Annotated in this window: 18 protein-coding genes, 1 tRNA gene and 1 pseudogene; 12 read left to right on the forward strand and 8 right to left on the reverse strand. The window is 69.1% G+C overall.

Annotation, left to right across the window (positions count from 1 at the left end; all coding sequences use genetic code 11):
• Positions 1-167: 167 nt before the first annotated feature.
• Entirely contained in the window at positions 168-575 is a 408-nt protein-coding gene (locus ACFXC1_RS31855) for a hypothetical protein (RefSeq protein ID WP_381249080.1), read from the forward strand.
• Positions 576-617: 42 nt separating this feature from the next.
• Positions 618-1,220: an RdgB/HAM1 family non-canonical purine NTP pyrophosphatase gene (rdgB, locus tag ACFXC1_RS31860; protein WP_381249083.1), complete on the forward strand. Its 603-nt coding sequence runs from the start codon at positions 618-620 to the stop codon at positions 1,218-1,220.
• A 43-nt stretch (positions 1,221-1,263) separates the two neighbouring features.
• On the opposite strand, the gene ACFXC1_RS31865 is transcribed toward rdgB, so the two are convergent.
• Positions 1,264-1,347: transfer RNA gene (locus ACFXC1_RS31865), tRNA-Leu, on the reverse strand.
• Positions 1,348-1,400: 53 nt separating this feature from the next.
• Positions 1,401-2,390: an HNH endonuclease gene (locus tag ACFXC1_RS31870; protein WP_381249086.1), complete on the reverse strand. Its 990-nt coding sequence runs from the start codon at positions 2,388-2,390 to the stop codon at positions 1,401-1,403.
• Between the two features lie 160 nt (positions 2,391-2,550).
• Here ACFXC1_RS31870 and ACFXC1_RS31875 point away from each other — a divergent pair, with 160 nt between their 5' ends.
• Positions 2,551-3,093 carry a GNAT family N-acetyltransferase gene (locus tag ACFXC1_RS31875; protein ID WP_381249089.1) on the forward strand — a complete coding sequence of 181 codons (543 nt, stop codon included), beginning with the start codon at positions 2,551-2,553 and terminating at the stop codon, positions 3,091-3,093.
• Here ACFXC1_RS31875 and bcp read toward each other — a convergent pair.
• Positions 3,090-3,557 (reverse strand): thioredoxin-dependent thiol peroxidase, encoded by a 468-nt coding sequence (gene bcp / locus ACFXC1_RS31880; RefSeq protein WP_381249092.1) that lies wholly within the window; start codon positions 3,555-3,557, stop codon positions 3,090-3,092. The genes ACFXC1_RS31875 and bcp overlap by 4 nt on opposite strands.
• 94 nt (positions 3,558-3,651) lie before the next feature.
• Here bcp and ACFXC1_RS31885 point away from each other — a divergent pair, with 94 nt between their 5' ends.
• Together ACFXC1_RS31885 and ACFXC1_RS31890 are read left to right on the forward strand one after the other, a co-directional pair.
• Entirely contained in the window at positions 3,652-3,999 is a 348-nt protein-coding gene (locus tag ACFXC1_RS31885) for a DUF3618 domain-containing protein (protein WP_381249095.1), read from the forward strand.
• A 56-nt stretch (positions 4,000-4,055) separates the two neighbouring features.
• A complete protein-coding gene (locus ACFXC1_RS31890) occupies positions 4,056-4,412 on the forward strand; it encodes a GroES family chaperonin (RefSeq protein WP_026178110.1) in 357 nt (118 codons plus the stop codon).
• Positions 4,413-4,489: 77 nt separating this feature from the next.
• On the opposite strand, the gene ACFXC1_RS31895 is transcribed toward ACFXC1_RS31890, so the two are convergent.
• Positions 4,490-6,916 carry a transglycosylase domain-containing protein gene (locus tag ACFXC1_RS31895; protein WP_381249098.1) on the reverse strand — a complete coding sequence of 809 codons (2,427 nt, stop codon included), beginning with the start codon at positions 6,914-6,916 and terminating at the stop codon, positions 4,490-4,492.
• 243 nt (positions 6,917-7,159) lie between these two features.
• Between ACFXC1_RS31895 and ACFXC1_RS31900 the strand changes: the two genes are divergently transcribed.
• The 4 genes from ACFXC1_RS31900 to ACFXC1_RS31915 all read left to right on the forward strand — a co-directional run bounded on the left by ACFXC1_RS31900 (position 7,160) and on the right by ACFXC1_RS31915 (position 10,675).
• Entirely contained in the window at positions 7,160-7,960 is an 801-nt protein-coding gene (locus tag ACFXC1_RS31900) for an ABC transporter permease (protein ID WP_381249101.1), read from the forward strand.
• A 79-nt stretch (positions 7,961-8,039) separates the two neighbouring features.
• The gene (locus ACFXC1_RS31905) at positions 8,040-8,804 is read left to right on the forward strand and encodes an ABC transporter permease (protein WP_381249582.1); all 765 of its coding nucleotides are present in this window, start codon (positions 8,040-8,042) and stop codon (positions 8,802-8,804) included.
• 2 nt (positions 8,805-8,806) lie between these two features.
• The gene (locus tag ACFXC1_RS31910; protein ID WP_381249104.1) at positions 8,807-9,784 is read left to right on the forward strand and encodes an ABC transporter ATP-binding protein; all 978 of its coding nucleotides are present in this window, start codon (positions 8,807-8,809) and stop codon (positions 9,782-9,784) included.
• 33 nt (positions 9,785-9,817) lie between these two features.
• Positions 9,818-10,675 (forward strand): DUF1707 SHOCT-like domain-containing protein, encoded by an 858-nt coding sequence (locus ACFXC1_RS31915; RefSeq protein WP_381249107.1) that lies wholly within the window; start codon positions 9,818-9,820, stop codon positions 10,673-10,675.
• A gap of 21 nt (positions 10,676-10,696) precedes the next feature.
• Here ACFXC1_RS31915 and ACFXC1_RS31920 read toward each other — a convergent pair whose 3' ends face one another.
• Entirely contained in the window at positions 10,697-12,046 is a 1,350-nt protein-coding gene (locus ACFXC1_RS31920) for an SGNH/GDSL hydrolase family protein (RefSeq protein WP_381249109.1), read from the reverse strand.
• A gap of 106 nt (positions 12,047-12,152) precedes the next feature.
• Between ACFXC1_RS31920 and ACFXC1_RS31925 the strand changes: the two genes are divergently transcribed.
• The 3 genes from ACFXC1_RS31925 to ACFXC1_RS31935 all read left to right on the forward strand — a co-directional run bounded on the left by ACFXC1_RS31925 (position 12,153) and on the right by ACFXC1_RS31935 (position 14,766).
• Positions 12,153-13,499: a DUF445 domain-containing protein gene (locus ACFXC1_RS31925; RefSeq protein ID WP_381249112.1), complete on the forward strand. Its 1,347-nt coding sequence runs from the start codon at positions 12,153-12,155 to the stop codon at positions 13,497-13,499.
• Between the two features lie 96 nt (positions 13,500-13,595).
• On the forward strand, positions 13,596-14,018 hold the full coding sequence (locus tag ACFXC1_RS31930; RefSeq protein WP_381249115.1) for a hypothetical protein: 423 nt from the start codon (positions 13,596-13,598) through the stop codon (positions 14,016-14,018).
• An 88-nt stretch (positions 14,019-14,106) separates the two neighbouring features.
• Positions 14,107-14,766 (forward strand): SDR family NAD(P)-dependent oxidoreductase, encoded by a 660-nt coding sequence (locus ACFXC1_RS31935; RefSeq protein ID WP_381249118.1) that lies wholly within the window; start codon positions 14,107-14,109, stop codon positions 14,764-14,766.
• 192 nt (positions 14,767-14,958) lie between these two features.
• On the opposite strand, the pseudogene ACFXC1_RS31940 reads toward ACFXC1_RS31935, so the two are convergent.
• The 3 genes and pseudogenes from ACFXC1_RS31940 to ACFXC1_RS31950 all read right to left on the reverse strand — a co-directional run.
• A pseudogene (locus tag ACFXC1_RS31940) lies at positions 14,959-15,891 on the reverse strand (hydrolase); the annotation flags it as partial.
• A gap of 328 nt (positions 15,892-16,219) precedes the next feature.
• Positions 16,220-17,068 carry a hypothetical protein gene (locus ACFXC1_RS31945; RefSeq protein ID WP_381249121.1) on the reverse strand — a complete coding sequence of 283 codons (849 nt, stop codon included), beginning with the start codon at positions 17,066-17,068 and terminating at the stop codon, positions 16,220-16,222.
• A 189-nt stretch (positions 17,069-17,257) separates the two neighbouring features.
• Entirely contained in the window at positions 17,258-17,647 is a 390-nt protein-coding gene (locus ACFXC1_RS31950) for a hypothetical protein (protein WP_381249124.1), read from the reverse strand.
• Positions 17,648-17,725: the final 78 nt, after the last annotated feature.

Consider the following 17,725-nt stretch of genomic DNA (forward strand, 5'->3'; position numbering starts at 1 on the left):
GGGTGTTGTTTTTTTATTTGTTCGATTTGTACTTTTTATTTTTTTTTTTTTTTTTCGGGGGGGGGGGGGGGGGCCCCCCCCCCCCCCCGCGTCCGCGTCCCTACGCATACGGAACGGAAACGGGGAGTGGCCGCAGCAGCCCACCCCCACGGGGAGGAAACCGAACCATGGCCGCCGCAAGCCGCCGCCGCAGTCGTAGCCGTATCGCCCTGGCCGCCACCGTGGCGGTGATCGGCCTCACGGCCGGACTCGCCACCGGCTGCGACGCCGTCGACAAGGCCATCGACTGCGTCCAGACCGCCGACACCATCGCCGACAGCGTCACCGGCCTCCAACAGGCGGTGGAGAACGCCGCCAACGACCCCACCCAGACCGACCAGTCCCTCAACTCCATCGAGAAGGACCTCGACAAGATCGGCGACAAGACCGACAACGCGGACGTCAACAAGGCGGTCGACGACCTCAACAAGGCCGTCGACAACGTCCGTACGGCGGTCAGGAACGGCGACAACACCCCCGACATCAGCCCCGTCACGGACGCGGCGGGCGAGCTGACGAAGGTCTGCACGTCGTAGACGTCGTATGGACGGGCGGCGGGGGTTGGGATACTGAACGCCATGACACGCCTGATCCTCGCCACCCGCAACGCCGGGAAAATCACCGAACTGAGGACGATCCTCGCCGACGCGGGACTGCCCCACGAACTGATCGGCGCCGAGTCCTACCCCGACATCCCCGACGTCAAGGAAACAGGCGTCACCTTCGCCGAGAACGCACTCCTCAAGGCCCACGCCCTGGCCCGGGCAACGGGCCTCCCCGCGGTCGCCGACGACTCGGGCTTGTGCGTCGACGTCCTCAACGGCGCGCCGGGCATCTTCTCGGCCCGCTGGTCCGGCACCCACGGCGACGACAAGGCCAACCTGGACCTGTTGCTGGCCCAGCTGTCGGACATCGCGGAGGAACACCGGGGCGCCCACTTCGCATGCGCGGCGGCGCTGGCGTTGCCGGACGGCACGGAACGGGTGGTCGAGGGCCAGCTGCGGGGCGTACTACGCCACACCCCGACCGGTACGAACGGCTTCGGCTACGACCCGATCCTCCAGCCGGAGGGGGACACGCGGACCTGCGCGGAACTCACGGCGGAGGAGAAGAACGCGATCTCCCATCGGGGGAAGGCGTTTCGGGGGTTGGTGCCGGTGGTGCGGGAGTTGTTGGGGTGAGTGACAGACGAAGGGCCGCCCAGCTGGGCGGCCCTTCTGCGTGTGCGGCCGGTGGGATTCGAACCCACACGGGTGTTAACCCACTGGGACCTAAACCCAGCATGACTGCCAATTCCATCACGGCCGCCCAAAACGGTCATCACGCTCGACCGGCAGCGTTCAGTCTAAGGGCAGAGCAACCTACGCGACGAGGGGCGCCCTTCCCTTCTGGCGGCACCAGGTCTCCGTCAGTGCATGACAGTTGGGGCAGAGGTACCGCAGGTTCTCCCGGCGGTTGTCGCGCCAGTCTCCGTTGACGTGGTCGATCTGCAAGGTGATCGGACGGCCAAGCCACTCGCCGGTGTTGCCGCAGGTCTCGCACGTGTAAGGCACCCCAATCTCGGTCAGGGCTCGATGCAGCTGGGTTCGGTTGGTCCGGCCCGCGCCAGAAGGCAGGACGACCAGAATCCTGTGGGAGACGGGCTCGGGAGAGGGGCGTTCCGGCCGTGCCCATGACCGGCGCTTGAAATGGCTCGTGTCCAGGCCGAGTCGAGCCGCCGCGCGTCGGACCCGCCGGTGATTGGTGTCGTCGACGTTCAGGCCGAGACCGCGCAGGACGTCCGCATAGCTTGTCGAGTGTTGTACGAGGCCGCGGAGTCTGTCCTCGGGCAGTGATACGCGTTGGTGAGAGAAGTGCGCGAGGTCGATGCCCTCGGCGCGCAGCATGCGATGCAGGGTCGCCCGTGAACGGCTGTCGTCAGGTACGCCCAGGGTGCGAGCAACGCCACGGACACTGGTTGCCGCTTCGGTAGCCGCCTTGAGTTCTTCAGCGGTGAAGGGCAGGTCCAGGTCGGGCCTGGCGATACCGGGAAAGTGGCTGACGTCGATGCCGGCCGCGTGAATACGGCGACGAATGTGCGACAGCGTCCCTGTCGCCGGGGTGGCGCCAAGTTTCAGAGCCACTTCGCGCAGCGATGAGGATGATGCGGCTGCTTCGGCGATGGCCGAGTCCGGGTATTTGCGCCACGGGCTGCGCTTGGCGAAGTGGGTCGTGTCGATCCCGTGCCCCGCTACCTTCTCCTGCAGCACACGCCGTTGCCCTCCGCTTGCCTTGAGTCCGAGCCGCCGCATCAGATCGGTCCAGTTGCGGGCCTCGGCGACGACCTGTGCGAGTTGTTCCTTGCCGTACACGCAGATCCCCTCTCCGCTGCCGACCACACGTTCGTGGCCTCGTACGGAGTAACGAACCGCTTATCGGACAGTCACGCCCGAACCGTAAAGAGGATTGGTAGACTGCAAGTCGCCGAAGCCTCCCCAACGCGGACCCTTGTCCGCCTGGGAGGCTTTTTTCATGACCGGAACCTCATCCACGACCGTGGACATACGACCCGCCACCCCCGCCGACCGCCCCACCATCGAGCGGCTCTGGTTGATGTTCAGGCACGACCTGTCCGAGTTCGACACCGCGGCGGAGCCTCAACTGCCCAACCCCGACGGCACGTTCCGCAGTGAGCGGGTGGACTTGGCGTTCGGTGGGGGTGGGGAGGACTGGGCGCCGTATCTCTTCGTCAGGGGGGAGCGGCCCGTCGGGTTCGCGTTTGTGCGGGGGCTCAGTGGGCCCACTCGGGTGCTCAACAGCTTCTTCGTAGTGCGGGGGATCCGGCGCGGCGGGGTGGGGCGGAGGGCTGTGGCCGAGGTGGTCGCGCGGCACCCGGGGGACTGGGAGATCGCGTTTCAGGACGCCAATCCGGGGGCCGTGGCGTTCTGGCGGCGGGTCGGTGAGGACCTTGCCCCGGGGGAGTGGAGCGAGGAGCGCAGGCCGGTGCCGGGGCGGGCCGACCTGCCTCCCGATGTGTGGATCTCGTTCCGGTACGGACAGGCGCTGGAGGGCTAGATCCCCAGGTCCTTGATGATCTTCGCCACGTGGCCCGTCGCGCGGACGTTGTACAGGGCGTGTTCGACCTTGCCGGCCTCGTCCACGATGATCGTGGAGCGGATCACGCCCATGTAGGTCTTGCCGTAGTTCTTCTTCTCGCCGAAGGCCGCGTAGGCGTCGAGGACCTGCTTGTCGGGGTCCGCGAGGAGGGTGACCTTGAGGTTCTCCTTCTCGCGGAACTTGGCGAGCTTCTCCGGCTGGTCGGGGGAGATGCCGATGACGTCGTACCCGGCGCCGGCCAGCACCTCCAGGTTGTCCGTGAAGTCGCAGGCCTGCTTGGTGCAGCCGGGCGTGAGGGCGGCCGGGTAGAAGTAGACGATGACCTTGCGGCCCTTGTGGTCGGCGAGGGACACCTCGTTGCCGTCGGCGTCGGGGAGCGTGAAGGCGGGGGCAACGTCCCCGGGCTGGAGTCGTTCACTCATCGCGCTAGCGTAACCGGGGGTGCTGACAGTGCACTCCGCGCGAGAGCTGACAGACTGTCCGGCACAAGTACCAGCAGACTTCGGAGGCCGTACGGTGACGGACACGTCGAACACGCCGGACACCAGAACCCCGGCGCAGATCGAGGCGGACATCAAGCGTCGCCGCGACGTCCTGGCCGACACGCTCGACGAGATCGGGGTGCGGGTGCACCCGAAGACCATCGTGGGCGACGCGAAGGCCAAGGTCGCGTCCAGCATCGATCACACCCTCGGGAAGGCGTACGTCGGCGTCAACCGGGTCGTGAGTGACGTCAAGGGACAGTTCGTGGACGACGAGGGCGCGCCGAGGATGGAGCGGATCGTTCCGGTCGCTCTCGTCGCCGTCGGGGTCGTGGGGCTGTTCGTCCTCGGTTCCCGGCGCGGCAAGGGTCGTAAGGGCTGATTTCGTGGGGTACCCGACTGCGTACCGACGGGTCCGAGGCAGGTAGGTTCGTGGGTGTGAGCGCCAAGAGAGACGAGCAGAGCACCCAGCACGACAAGCTGCCCATCCGGATGCTGCACGACCGTGTGCTCGTGCGGCAGGACAAGAGCGAGGGCGAGCGGCGTTCGGGCGGCGGGATCCTGATCCCGGCGACGGCCGCGGTCGGGCGGCGGCTGGCCTGGGCCGACGTCGTCGCGGTGGGCCAGAACGTACGGACCGTCGAGCCCGGCGACCGCGTCCTCTACGACCCCGAGGACCGCGCCGAGGTCGAGGTGCGCGGGATCGCCTACGTCCTCATGCGCGAGCGCGACCTGCACGCGGTCGCTGCGGACCGCTTCGAGGGCTCCGAGGACTCGACCGGGCTGTACCTGTAGCACGAAGTCTCGAAGGGGCTGGTGACCATCGTCACCAGCCCCTTTGCCGTGCGCTCCCGCTCAGCGCGTACGACCGTTCACTCCTTCTTCCGCGCCGTGCTCTGCGGCCCCGCCGTCGTCCCTCCGGTCGTCGTGCCGTCGGTGGTGCCGCCGTCCGTGGTGGTTCCCGTGGTGCCGCCGGTGGTGGTGGTGCCGCCGTCCGTGGTGGTTCCCGTGGTGCCGCCGGTGGTGGTGGTGCCGCCGTCCGTGGTGGTTCCCGTGGTGCCGCCGGTTGTCGTAGTGCCGCCGTTGGTGGTGGTCGTGCCTCCGGTGGTGTCGCCGGCGGTCGTTCCGCCGTTGGTGGTGCCGCCCTGGGTCTGGCCCTGGTCGCCCTGGCCGCCGGTGGTGGTCGTGCCGCCGTTGTCCTGGCCGTCGGTCGTGGACGGCTGGGAGGGCTGGATGCTCGGGGGCGCGACCGTTTCGGCGCCGTCCTGGAGCTGGAGGTCGAAGTCGTTCGCCGGGGTGCCCTTCAGCGCCGACTTGGTGAACTGGGCCCAGATCTCGGCGGGCGCCCCGCCGCCGTTGACGCGGGCGAGGCCCATCGCCCCGTAGAGCGGCTCGTGGGCGGCGGTGGTCGGGTTCTGGCCCATGACGGAGACGACGGTGGCGAGGTCGGGGGTGTAGCCGGCGAACCAGGCCGCCGTGTCCTTCTCCGCGGTGCCGGTCTTGCCGGCCGCCGGGCGGTCGGCGCCCTGCGCGGCGGTCGCGGTGCCGTTGTCGACGACGCTCTCCAGGACGTTGGTCGTGGTGTCGGCGGACTCGCGGCTCACCGCGCGGGTGGTCTTCTGCGCGGGCAGCTTGATCTGGGCGGTGCCGTCCTTGGTGATCTTCGAGATCATCGTGTACGTGTGCCGCTGGCCGTGGTTGGCGAGGGTGGCGTAGGCCTCCGCCATGTCGAGGACGCTCGCGGTGGACGGGCCGAGCGCGATGGACGGGGTGGCGGTGAGGTCGGGGGTGTCGGCGGGGATGCCGAGGGCGATGGCCGTCTGTTTCACCTTGGCGGGGCCGACGTCCACCGCCAGCTGCGCGTACACCGAGTTGACGGACTTGTCCGTCGCCGTACGGACGGTGATGTCGCCGTAGGAGACGCCGTCCTCGTTCTCGGGGGCGTAGGAGCCGCCGCTCCACCCTTCCACGGGGCGCTTGTCGGTGCCGTCGTAGTAGGTGTTCGGAGTGATGGTCTGGCCGTCCTGAGTCTGCGAGCCGTTCTGGATCGCGGAGGCGAGGACGAACGGCTTGAAGGTGGAGCCGACTTGGAAGTCGCCGCGGGTCGCGCCGTTCGTGTACTGCTTGACGTAGTCGATGCCGCCGTACATCGCGACGATCTGCCCGGTCTTGGGGTCGACCGAAGCGCCGCCCGCGCGCACGTAGTTGTCGACCTTGCGGCTCTTCTTGTCGAGCTTGGACATGACTTGGTCGTTGACGGCCTTCACGAAGGCGTCCTGCTTGCTCTTTTGCAGGGTGGTGGTGATGCGGTAGCCGCCGGCTTCGAGGGTGTCCGCGTCGATGATCTTGTTGGTGGCGAGGTAGTCCTTGATCGCGGTGACGATGTAACCCCGCTGCCCGGACATGCTCGTTGAGGCCGTGGCCTCCTTCGGCATCGGGAACTTCATGCCGGCGCGCGCGGACTGGGTGAGCCAGCCCTTCTTGACCATGCCGTCGAGGACGTAGTTCCAACGGGCCACCGCCGCGGCCTTGTTCTCCGGGTGCGCAACGACGTCGTACTCGCTCGGCGCGTTCAGCAGCGCGGCGAGGTAGGCGCCGCGGCCGGCGTCGAGGTCGACGGCGTCCTTGCCGTAGTAGGCCTGGGCGGCGGCCTGGATGCCGTAGGCGTTGCGGCCGAAGTAGCTGGTGTTGAGGTAGCCCTCCAGGATCTGGGACTTGGACTCCTCGCGGTCCAGCTTGATCGAGATGAAGAACTCCTTCACCTTGCGGGTGACGGTCTGTTCCTGGCCCAGGTAGTAGTTCTTGACGTACTGCTGGGTGATCGTGGAGCCGGACTGGGTGCCCTTGCCGGTGGCGGTGTTCCAGCCGGCGCGCACCATAGCCTTCGGGTCGACTGCGGACTCGGAGAAGAAGTCCCGGTCCTCGGCGGCCAGTACGGCGTGCTGGGCGTCGGCGGAGACCTGGTCGAGGCCGACGTTCTCGCGGTTGACCTCGCCGTCGCGGGCGAGTTGGGTGCCGTCCGCGTAGAGGTACACGTTCGACTGCTTGGTGGCGAGCGCGTTGGCGGGCGGGATCTTGACCAGCGAGTAGCCGAGGTAGAAGGCGCCGATCAGCAGCGCCACGAGCGTGACGACTCCGGCGAGCGTCATCCGCCAGGTCGGGATGATCCGCCGCCACCCGGTGCGCTTGGGCCGCTTGGGCTTCTTGCCCCCCGGCGCCTCAGGCTCGTGAGCCGCTGTTTCCGGCTCCCTGGGTGCCCAGCCCTGCTCGGGCTGCTGCGGTTGCGGCTGGTCGCTCATGTCGTGCACGGACTCCTGTTTCGCGTCGTACCGTCCCGTACGGCCCCGCATGTTCCCATACGGGTGCGTATGTTCCTGTACGGCCTTGTGCGCTTCTGCGCCCCCAGACGAAGACTCTCGCACCATGCGTTCCGTTCCCGCCCATCGGCACGCACTTGCCCGGAAAATGCGTGGCGTGCGTCACCACCTGCGCACTAGGCTCCTGCGCTTCGGTGTCAAGAGGGCGTGGAGGGTGGGTTTCTGGTGGATGCCGGTCGGTTGTACGCGGCCGTCGCGGCGGGGGGTTTCAGACGGTACGCGACGTATCGGGCGGCGACGCTCGCCGGGGTGTTCACCAACACCGTCTTCGGCGTGGTCCTCGTCTACACCTATCTGGCGCTGTGGGACGAGCGCCCGCATCTCGGGGGCTACGACCAGGCGCAGGCGGTGACCTATGTGTGGCTCGGGCAGTGTCTGTACGCGACGCTGGCGATCCAGGGCGGCGGCTTCGAGAAGGACCTGATGGAGCGCATCCGCACCGGTGACATCGCCGTCGACCTGTACCGGCCCGCCGACCTCCAACTGTGGTGGCTGGCAAGCGACTTCGGGCGGGCCATGTTCCAGATGCTGGGGCGCGGGGTGATCCCGTTCGCCGTCGGCGCGCTGTTCTTCAGGATGGCGCTGCCCACGGACGTCGGCTCCTGGGCGGCCCTGCTGGTGGCGCTGCTCCTGGCGGTGCTCGTCAGTTTCGGCATCCGCTATCTGGCCGCGCTGAGCACGTTCTGGCTGCTGGACGGCACCGGTGTCAACCAGGCCATGATGATCCTGGGGATCTTCTGCTCGGGCATGGTGCTCCCGCTGAACGCCTTCCCGGGCGCGCTCGGCGAGGTCGTACGGGCCCTGCCGTGGGCGGCACAGATCCAGGTTCCGGCGGACCTGCTGATGGGGAAGACCGACCCGCTGCACGCGTACGCCTTCCAGGCGGCCTGGGCGGTGGCGCTGCTCGCGACGGGGCGGCTGTTGCAGTCGGCGGCTACACGGAGGGTGGTGGTGCAAGGTGGCTGAGACCGTTCGACTGCCGGACGACGTGCGGGAGTTGCCGCGCTGGCGCGAGGGGCTGCGCGCCTACGGGCTGATCGCCGGGATGTGGGTCCGGTCGAGCATGACCTACCGCGCCTCCTTCGTCATCACGGTCGTCGGCAACCTGCTGGTGACCGGTCTGGACTTCGCCACGATCCTGCTGATGTTCTCGCGGGTCGACTCGCTGGGCGGCTGGTCGCTGCCCGAAGTCGCCTTCCTGTACGGCCTGTCGGCGACCGCGTTCGGGATCTCCGACCTGGTCCTCGGCTCGATGGACGTGCTCGGCACCCGCATCCGCGACGGCTCCTTCGACACGCTGCTGGTGCGTCCCGCGCCGGTGCTGGCGCAGATCGGCGCCGACCACTTCGCGCTGCGCCGGCTGGGCCGGATCACCCAGGGCGGGCTGGTCCTCGGGTACGCGCTGGTCTCCGTCGACGTCAACTGGACTTTCGGAAAGCTGCTGTTGGTGCCGGTGATGCTGGTCTGCGGGGCGGTGATCTTCGGGGCGCTGTTCGTGGCGGGCGCGGCCTTCCAGATCGTGGCGCAGGACGCGGCCGAGGTGCAGAACGCGTTCACGTACGGCGGCAACACCCTGCTGTCGTATCCGCCGGTGGTGTTCGGCAAGGACTTCGTGCGGGGCGTGACCTTCATGCTGCCGCTCGCCTTCGTCAACTGGGTGCCCGCCTCCTATGTGTTGGGGCGGCCGTACCCGCTGGATCTGCCGCCGGGCGCGGAGTTCGCCTCGCCGCTGGTGGCGCTCGTCTGCTGCGTGCTGGCCGGGCTGGCCTGGCGGACGGGGCTCAAGTCGTACCGAAGCACCGGGAGTTGAGGGTGACAGAGCAGGCGTTCATCGAGCTGGACCGCGTCGAGAAGGTCTTCGACGTGCGCAAGAAGACCGGGTTCATGAAACGGGAGCGGCGCCAGGTGCGGGCCGTCGACTCGATCTCCTTCGCCGTGGCGCGCGGCGAGATGGTCGGCTACATCGGGCCGAACGGCGCCGGGAAGTCGACCACCATCAAGATGCTGACCGGCATCCTCACCCCGTCCGGGGGCCGGCTGCGGGTGGCCGGCATCGACCCGTCCCGCGAGCGCACCCGGCTCGCGCACCGCATAGGCGTGGTGTTCGGGCAGCGTACGACCCTGTGGTGGGACCTCCCGCTGATCGACTCGTACAAGCTGATGCACCGCATGTACCGCATCCCGGACGCCCGTTACGCCGAGAACCTCGACCGCTGTGTCGAACTCCTCGAACTGGGCGCCCTGTTGGACGTCCCCGTACGGCAGCTCTCGCTCGGCCAGCGGATGCGCGGCGACATCGCGGCGGCCCTGCTGCACGACCCCGAGGTGCTCTACCTCGACGAGCCGACCATCGGCCTGGACGTCATCTCCAAGGCCAAAGTGCGGGAGTTCCTGCGGGAGTTGAATGCCGAGCGCGGCACCACGGTCCTGCTCACCACCCATGACCTCCAGGACATCGAGCAGTTGTGCTCGCGGGTGATGGTCATCGACCACGGCCGTCTGATGTACGACGGTCCGCTCACCGGGCTGCACGAGGCGGGGGAGAGCGAGCGGACCCTTGTGGTGGACCTGGAGCGGGAGTTGCCCCCGATCGAGGTGCCGGACGCGCGGACGGTGAAGGTGGAGGGCCCGCGGCAGTGGCTGACGTTCCCGGCCTCGGCGTCGGCGGCTCCGCTGGTGGCGCGGATCGCGGCGGAGTACCCGATGGTGGACCTGTCGGTGCGCGAGCCGGACATCGAGGCGGTCATCGCGAAGATGTACGCGGAACAGGCGGAGAAAGCGGTCTCGTAGCCCTCCGCCGAACGGTCTCGTAGGCTGCCCTGTATGACCGACGACGCAGTCCCGGAGCTCCGCGCATCCGACGCCGACCGTGAGCGGGTCGCCGAGGTCCTGCGCGACGCCGTCGCCGAGGGCCGGCTCGACATGGAGGAGTTCGAGGAGCGTCTTGAGGCGACGTACAAGGCGCGGACGTACGGCGAACTGACCCCCATCACCGCCGACCTGCCCGCGCCCGGGGTCACCCCGCCGCCGGTGAACATGGTCAAGGAACCGGTGGAGAGCGGGAGTTGGGCCTCGCGGATCGTCGGCGGCGAGGGGTCCTCGAGCGCCGCCGTGGCCATCATGTCCGGATTCCAGCGCAAGGGACGCTGGACGGTCCCCAAGCGCTTCACCGCCGTCGCCTTCTGGGGCGGCGGCGAGATCGACCTGCGCGAGGCGAACTTCGCGGACCGCGAGGTCGAGATCAACTGCGTCGCGATCATGGGCGGTGCGCAGATCATCGTGCCGCCGGGCGTCGAGGTCGTCGTGCGCGGCATCGGCATCATGGGCGGCTTCGACCACAGTCAGGAGGGCGTGCCGGGCGACCCCGGTGCCCCGCGCGTGATCGTCACGGGCTTCGCCTTCTGGGGCGGGGTCGGCGTGGAGCGCAAGCTCCCCCGGGCCGAGCGCCAGCGGCTCAAGGAGGAGCGGCGCCGGCAGAAACTGGAGGGCGGTTCGTCGGCGAAGGAGCTCTACGGCTCCCACCGCGACGCCCTCTCCGGCCTGGACGACGCCCACCGCGAGGCCATGGAGGAGCACCGCGAGGCGATGCGCCGCCGGCACGAGGAGCGGCGGGAACGGCACGAGGAGCGGCGCGAGCGGCACCGGGAGCGGCGGGAGCGCAGACACCGCGACTGGGACTGAGGGCCGATCCTTGAAGGCGGCTCACAACCGGGCGGGGGCCGCGCCCTTGAGGTCCGTCAGGTCGATCGTGTCGGCCATCTCGCGGTAGCCCCGGTCGCTGGGGTGGAGGTGGTCGCCCGAGTCGTACTCGGGGGCGTATCTGCGGGGGTCGTACGGGTCGCGCAGTGCCTTGTCGAAGTCGACGACGGCGTCGTAGACCTTGCCGCTCCTGATCCCCGCGTTGACTTTCTGCCGTACGGCCTCGTGGGCCGCCGAGTAGCGGGGGTGGCCGCCGAAGGGCATCAGGGTCGCGCCGACGACCTTGACGCCGTGGGCGTGCGCCTGGCGGACCAGGGTGCGCAGGCCGGTGAGGATCCGGTCGGCGGCGGCGTCGTGCAGGACGTCGTTGACGCCGAGGTCGATGACGACGACCTTGACGTTCGGACGGCCGAGCACGTCACGGGCGAAGCGGTCGATGCCCCTCTGGTTCTCGGCGGGCCGGCCGGGGAAGCTCGTGAGTATCCGGTTGCGGCTGATGCCCGCGTTGACGACGCTGTAGCGCGGCACGTCCTGCTGCCCGGCCGCCACGGCCGCGCGCAGCCGCCGCGAAAGGGCGTCCGGCCAGCGGCGGTCGGTGTTCTCGGTCGAGGTTGAGCCGTCGGTTATCGAGTCGCCGAACGCGACGACCGTGCCGTTCGCGTCGTGGCTCAGCACGTCCAGCGCGGTCAAGTAGCGCCACACGGCGGTCCGTCGGGTGTACGGCGTGGCGCTCGGGTTCTCGACCCGGTCGCCGTCGGCTATGTAGGAGATCTGCCGGGCGTACGGGTGGTAGGTGACCGGGCCGGACCCGGCGGGGGCGTAGGTGGTGACCAACACGTCGGCGCCCTGCGGGAGTTGGAGGCGGACGGCGTCGCTCAGCACCTGCCGCCCGGCCGGGACGGTGACGGAGGCGGCGCCGCCGAAGGTCAGCCGGCGCATGGTGCCGGGGGCGGCGGCGGAGCTGTCGTGGCGGGCGGCGAGGGCGACCGAGGCGTGGGTGAAGGTGAGCGGGGACCGGCCGTAGAGGTTGGAGAGGGTGATCCGGGCGCTCGTCCCGGCGGCGCTCGTGTGGACGACGTTGCGCACCGAGCGGCCCGCCATGCCCGCAGCCTCGGTGCCGGGCTCGCCGCCGACCGGTGCGGCGGACCAGGCGCCGACCCAGGTGCCGGCCGAGGCGGGGTCGGCGGAGTGGGCCCCGGCGGAGTTCGTCCCGTTGCCGCGGGTTCCGTCGCCGGCGGAGACACCGACGTAGATGCCGACGGAAAGGACCACGATCAGGGTGATGATCGCGGACAGCAGGGCACGATGCTTGGTGGGGGACACCCCCTCGCCTTCGGCAGGTCGCTCGGTCACGCGGCGCGGATCTCCTCGGGTGAGTGGCAGGGCCCTGCCATTTTGCCCTTTCGGGTGACGTCGGGAACTCCTGTTCTGTCCCGGGAGTCGGTCAGGAAGGGACAATATGCACGGTACCGGCGAACGGGTGGAGCGGATGGAACGTACGGAAGTGGGTGCTGAGAGCGACGGGGCCCCGTCCCGCCGCACGATGACCACGTTCAGCGCGGCCGACGAGGAGAAGCAGCGCGGCGTGCGCCGGATGAAGCTGACGGCGCTGGCCCTGCTGCTCTTCGTGGCCGTCGTGTACGTGCTCGCCAAGTGGGCGTCGAACTCGGGCGCGGGCCCCTGGGCGGGCTATGTCGCCGCGGCGGCCGAGGCCGGCATGGTCGGCGCGATGGCCGACTGGTTCGCGGTCACCGCGCTCTTCCGCCACCCGCTGGGCCTGCCCATCCCGCACACCGCGATCATCCCCACCAAGAAGGACCAACTGGGCGTCTCCCTGGGTGAGTTCGTCGGCGAGAACTTCCTCTCCGAGGAGGTCGTACGACAGCGGCTGCGCGCGGTCGGCATCGGCAGCCGCCTCGGCGCCTGGCTGGCCGTACCGGATCACGCCGACCGGGTGACGGCGGAGCTGTCGGCCGCCCTCCGCGGGGCCCTCACGGTGCTGCGGGACTCCGACGTCCAGGCGGTGGTCGGCGAGGCGATCACCCGTCGCGCCGACGCCCAGGAGATCGCGCCCGGCATAGGGAAGATGCTGGAGAAGATCGTCGCGGACGGCGGTCACAAGCGGGTCGTCGACCTGATCGTCACCCGCGCGCACGACTGGCTGGTCCTGCACGACGAGCAGGTCATGGACGCCGTCGAGGGCGGCGCCCCCGGCTGGACCCCGAGATTCGTCGACAAGCGGATCGGCGAGCGCGTCTACAAGGAGCTGCTCCGCTTCGTCACCGAGATGCGCGACATGCCCTCCCATCCGGCCCGCGGCGCCCTGGACCGCTTCCTCGGCGACTTCGCCGCCGACCTCCAGTCCGACACGGACACCCGCGCGCGTGTGGAGCGCCTCAAGGGCGAGGTTCTCGGCCGCGGCGAGGTCCAGGACCTGATCGCCAGCGCCTGGACGTCCGTACGCTCGATGATCGTGTCGGCCGCCGAGGACGAACGCAGTGAGCTACGGCTGCGGGTGCGCGCCTCCCTGCTGTCGCTCGGCGCGCGGATGGCGGTCGAACCGAAGCTCCAGGCGAAGGTCGACGGCTGGCTGGAGGGCGCCGCGGTCTACGTCGTCACCACCTACCGCAAGGAGATCACCTCCCTGATCACGGACACCGTGGCGAGCTGGGACGCGGAGCACACGACCCGCAAGATCGAGGCGAACATCGGCCGCGACCTGCAGTTCATCCGGATCAACGGCACGGTGGTGGGGTCGTTGGCGGGGCTGCTGATCTATACGGTGTCGCGGGTGGTGGGGGTGTAGAGGAGTCGGGCAACCCGCGGTCGCCGAACGCGAGTTCGCCGGATCTGAGTACGCGTACTCTGTCGCGCCCCGGCCGGTGCGGGAACCCTCGTACACATGACCGAGAAGTTGCTGAGCCCTCTGCGGACCCGCCCCTGGCCGGAACGCTGGCTGACCCGCGTGCTCGGTGCCGGGGCCGCGACGGCGGCGTACGTCGTCTGCGTCCACGTCCCGTCGGGGCCGGTGCCCGTGTCGGACGACCGTGTGCCCGGCGGCGGTGGGCTGGTGCTGGTCGTGGTCCTGCTGCTCCTGGCGGGCTACCTCGGTCACCGGGACGGTCTGGCCTGGCCGTTGCTGCTGGTGGCGGTGCCGCCCGCGGTGCTGATGTACGTGTCGTTCGAGTCGGAACAGCCGCTGGAGTGGGCCTTCGCGACGCTGGTGATCGCGGCGGGCGCGCTGCTCGCGACGGCGGTGGGACGCCGTTTCAGGCCCCGCCGGGACGACCCGACGGACGGCCTGCTCTGCGCCCGCCGGCCGTGAGGCGCCGTACGCCGGCGGAACAAGGTCGTTCTCCGAGCTGTTGGCTGTCCCGTCGGGATGTCACCACTCGGTAGAGGGAGCAGCGATCATGACCAAGGGATCCGCGCTTGTCGTCGGAGTCGGACCGGGCCTCGGCCTGGCCCTCGCGGAGGCGTTCGCCGCGGACGGCCACCCCGTGGCGCTGTTCGGGCGGGACGCGGCCCGCCTGGAGAAGTACGCGTCCGAGCTGACCGCCGAGGGCCGCACCGCCCGCGCCTACGCCGTGGACGCGGCCGACCCCGAGAGCCTGACCGCCGCGCTCACCCGCGCCGCGGACGAAGGCGGGGCGCCCGAAGTGCTCGTGTACAACGCGGCCCTGATCAAGCAAGACGCGCCCACCGAGCTGGACGCGGGGGAGTTCGCCGACAGTCTCGCGGTCAACGTCACGGGAGCCGTCGTCGCGGCCCGTACGGTCCTCCCGCTGCTGCGCGAGGGCCGGGGGAGCCTGCTGTTCACCGGTGGCGGTCTGGCACTCGACCCCTCGCCCGACTACACGTCCCTGTCGGTGGGCAAGGCGGCACTGCGCTCCTACGTCCAGTCCCTCCACAAGCAGCAGCAGGGCTCAGGCGTCCATGTGACGACCGTGACGGTCGGCGGCTACATCGGCGGTGACGACCCGCGCTTCGCTCCCGCGACCCTGGCCGCGGCCTATCTGGACCTGCACCGGCAGCCGCAGGACCAGTGGGAGGCCGAACTCCTCTACGTCTGACGGCAGTTGACGGCAGTTGACGGCAGTTGACGGCCGTTGACGGCATGGCGTGCTGAAGGGCGGGGCGTGCTGAAGGGCGGGGCGTGCTGAAGGGCGGGGCGTGCTGAAGGGCGGGGCGTGCTGAAGGGCGGGTGCGGCTCGGGAGCCGCACCCAGCCCACTCAGTACTGGCTGATGGCCAGTCGGTTCACGAGGAGAGCCACTCGGTTGCGTTGAGGGCGAGGGCTGCGTTGGTGGCGCCGGTGTCGTTCCAGCCGTCGTAAAGCGTGTTGCCGGACTGCCCGGTGCCGTCGTCGATCGGCGAACTGTCGCCCCAGAAGGCCACCTTGCCGCTCCCGAAGGTGCTGGTAGCGAAGAAGGCGCCGGTGTTGCCGGAGTAACCGCTGCGGTACAGCAGCCCCTTGGCGGCGGAGTTGTCGGCGGGCTTGATCGTGGCGGTCGTACCGTTGGCGATCAGGCTCTTGGTGACGGTGCCGAAGGAACCGTGCAGCACCGGGTTGCTGCTGTCGCTGATGGCGGCCGGGTAGCCGGAACTGATGTTCAGCGAGTCGATGGAGAACCCGAACGGGTCGGTCGAATCAACGCTGTTGTTGGTCATCAGGTCGTTGAGGATCTGGACCGCGTCGTACCCGTCGTTGTTGCGGTCGGCCCCGGTGTGGTCGGAGATCATGAACAGCCCGCCACCGGCCTTCACGAAGTTCATGATGGCGGTCTTCTCGGCGGCGGTGAACTTGATGTTGGGCTCGGGCAGCACCAGCGTGTCGAAGTTCGAGAGGTCGTTCGCCGACGAACCCCCGTAAGTCAGCGCGCTGGTAGCGGTCTTGAGGCTGTAGTTACCGGTCTTCTGCAGCGCGATGCCCCACGAGGAGAGGGCTCCGGTCCAGTCCTTGTCGGAGGAGGGGGAGGAGTCCTGGGCGAGCGGGTCCGGCTTGCTCGTGGAGATGATCCAGTCGGCGTTGCCGGCCTCCTCGGCGTGGCCGTCGTCGAACAGCACGCGGTGGGTGGTGGCTGCGGCGGCGGGGGTGACGGTGGCGGCCTGGGCGACGGCGCCGGTGGCGAGCAGACCGAGGACGGTGAGCGCGGTGGTGAGCCTACGACGTGACGTGAACTTGCCAAGACTGGGCATCCGGTGAACCTCCGTGAAGTGGGGGGATTCCATGAGTGGGGGGTGGAATGAAGTGGAGTGAACAGGGGGTGCGGGTGCGGGTGCTGCGGTTGTCGCCGACTGCGGTGCACTGGGGCGAACCGCGGTGAATCTCCGCGCGTAGAACGGTGGTTGAGTGATCACCGATCAACACAAGGGAGGACGGTACACACGGGACCGGGACCGGCGGGAGGGCCTCCCGCCGGTTCACGTAGATCTCTTACTCGGCGGAGCGGCCGAGCGGAAATGACGCGCTGCGACTGACCGAACCGAGCCTGAACGGAACCCGAACCGAGCGGAGTTGAGCCGCTTACCGGACGTCGACGAAGTCGCCGGGCGCGGTCGCCGCGGCGGTGGTGGAGGTACCGGCGAAGACGTACCGGTAGTACCCGTCGACCGTGGCCGTGGTGGTGGCCTTCAGGACACCGGTGCTGTTGGTCTTGACCGTCTTGAGGGTGGTGTAGGTGCTGCTGCCCTTCTTGCGGAACTGCAGCTTCGCGGGCTGGGACACGTACCCCGCGTACTTGCCCGTCGACCAGTTCGCCCGGGCGAGCTTCCCCGTGACCGTGATGGTCTTGCCCTTCTTGACCGGCTCGGGCGTGGCGTCGGCGGTCAGTGTGGCGGCCTTCTTGATCGAGGCGGTGGCGACGTCGTCGTTGTAACTGGCGTTCGCGTACAGGTCCCAGGCCCCCAGGAACAACTTCCAGGTCCCGGCAACGCCGTTGTCCTTCATGTCGGTGGCCGGGTGGATGTTGAAGACCGCCTTGCAGGTGTACGTCCCCTGCGTCGCCGTCTCCGTGCAGGCGGGGTCGTCGTCCGTCCCCAGTCCGCCGGTGATCCCGTCCGTGGTCGAACTGTCCGTCCCCTGCCACAGGAAGGCCTCGGTGAGAGCGACACCGTTCTGGTCGGTCGCGGTGTACGTGACGGTGACGGACTTCGTGCCGCTGACGCCGAGGACGATGTCCTTGCCGCCGTTGATGACAGCGTGCGAGAACTTGGTGTTGCCCAGGGAGTCTCTGGGCTGAACAGCCGCCGAGGCGAAGGACCTCAGCTCCGCCGAGGCCCCCTTGCGCTCCGCCGCCTGAGCGGCAACCGGAAGAGCGAGCGCGGACAGAACGACAGCACCGGAGACGACACCGGCGGCAACGCGTATACGCATGAAACCCCCACAGGAACCCGAGAGGCCCGCCCAAGTCTCCGCTTGGCCGGGCCAGTTGATCTCCGCATCATATGAACTCACGTCGGAAATGGTGAAGATCTCTTGTGCAATAAGTGCGTAACGGGACAGTGGGGATGGGGGAGTTGGCGTCGACTCGGAGAGGTCGCGCCGCGGAGCTCGGATCACCACTCAGGACCTCACCAGCGCAATCCGGCCGGTCATCAGCACCTCGTGATTGGCGAAGAGCGCGTCAAGCTCGAAGCGCCGGTTGATGTGCGCCGTCCACTTTGCATGCGGCAGGTCCGCGTACGCCCTGACCACCCGCGCGCGACTCGCCTGCGTGACGATCCATCGGGCTTGATCCTCACCGTTCGCACGCCCGCCGAGGTCGCGCGCCAACCGCCAGAGAGAGTCCCCGTCGTCTTCACCACCTTCTCTTCCTTCTTTGCCTACGACGGCGACCAGCCCGATGTCTCCCAGCCCGCGCTCGTCGCTGGACTGCGTGGTGTAGGCGACGGTGAGGCCTTCGAGGGGAAACACGGTCACGCGACTGGTGGCGGTCAGCACGGTGAGCGGCACGGTGCGAGTCCGTTCTGGGATGGAGGAGCGGACGGGGCGGCCCGGCCTTGGGATGCTGGGCCGCCCGGGGGTTGGGGA

It is taken from the genome of Streptomyces hokutonensis, from assembly GCF_042751305.1.
Lineage (GTDB): Bacteria > Actinomycetota > Actinomycetes > Streptomycetales > Streptomycetaceae > Streptomyces > Streptomyces hokutonensis_A.

Coding starts and splice junctions, on each gene's coding strand:
- ACFXC1_RS31855 (WP_381249080.1), top strand. CDS start 168: ATGGCCGCCGCAAGCCGCCGCCGCAGTCGTAGCCGTATCGCCCTGGCC.
- rdgB (WP_381249083.1), top strand. CDS start 618: ATGACACGCCTGATCCTCGCCACCCGCAACGCCGGGAAAATCACCGAA.
- ACFXC1_RS31875 (WP_381249089.1), top strand. CDS start 2,551: ATGACCGGAACCTCATCCACGACCGTGGACATACGACCCGCCACCCCC.
- bcp (WP_381249092.1), bottom strand. CDS start 3,557: ATGAGTGAACGACTCCAGCCCGGGGACGTTGCCCCCGCCTTCACGCTC.
- ACFXC1_RS31895 (WP_381249098.1), bottom strand. CDS start 6,916: ATGAGCGACCAGCCGCAACCGCAGCAGCCCGAGCAGGGCTGGGCACCC.
- ACFXC1_RS31905 (WP_381249582.1), top strand. CDS start 8,040: ATGTGGGTCCGGTCGAGCATGACCTACCGCGCCTCCTTCGTCATCACG.
- ACFXC1_RS31915 (WP_381249107.1), top strand. CDS start 9,818: ATGACCGACGACGCAGTCCCGGAGCTCCGCGCATCCGACGCCGACCGT.
- ACFXC1_RS31925 (WP_381249112.1), top strand. CDS start 12,153: ATGCACGGTACCGGCGAACGGGTGGAGCGGATGGAACGTACGGAAGTG.
- ACFXC1_RS31930 (WP_381249115.1), top strand. CDS start 13,596: ATGACCGAGAAGTTGCTGAGCCCTCTGCGGACCCGCCCCTGGCCGGAA.
- ACFXC1_RS31935 (WP_381249118.1), top strand. CDS start 14,107: ATGACCAAGGGATCCGCGCTTGTCGTCGGAGTCGGACCGGGCCTCGGC.
- ACFXC1_RS31945 (WP_381249121.1), bottom strand. CDS start 17,068: ATGCGTATACGCGTTGCCGCCGGTGTCGTCTCCGGTGCTGTCGTTCTG.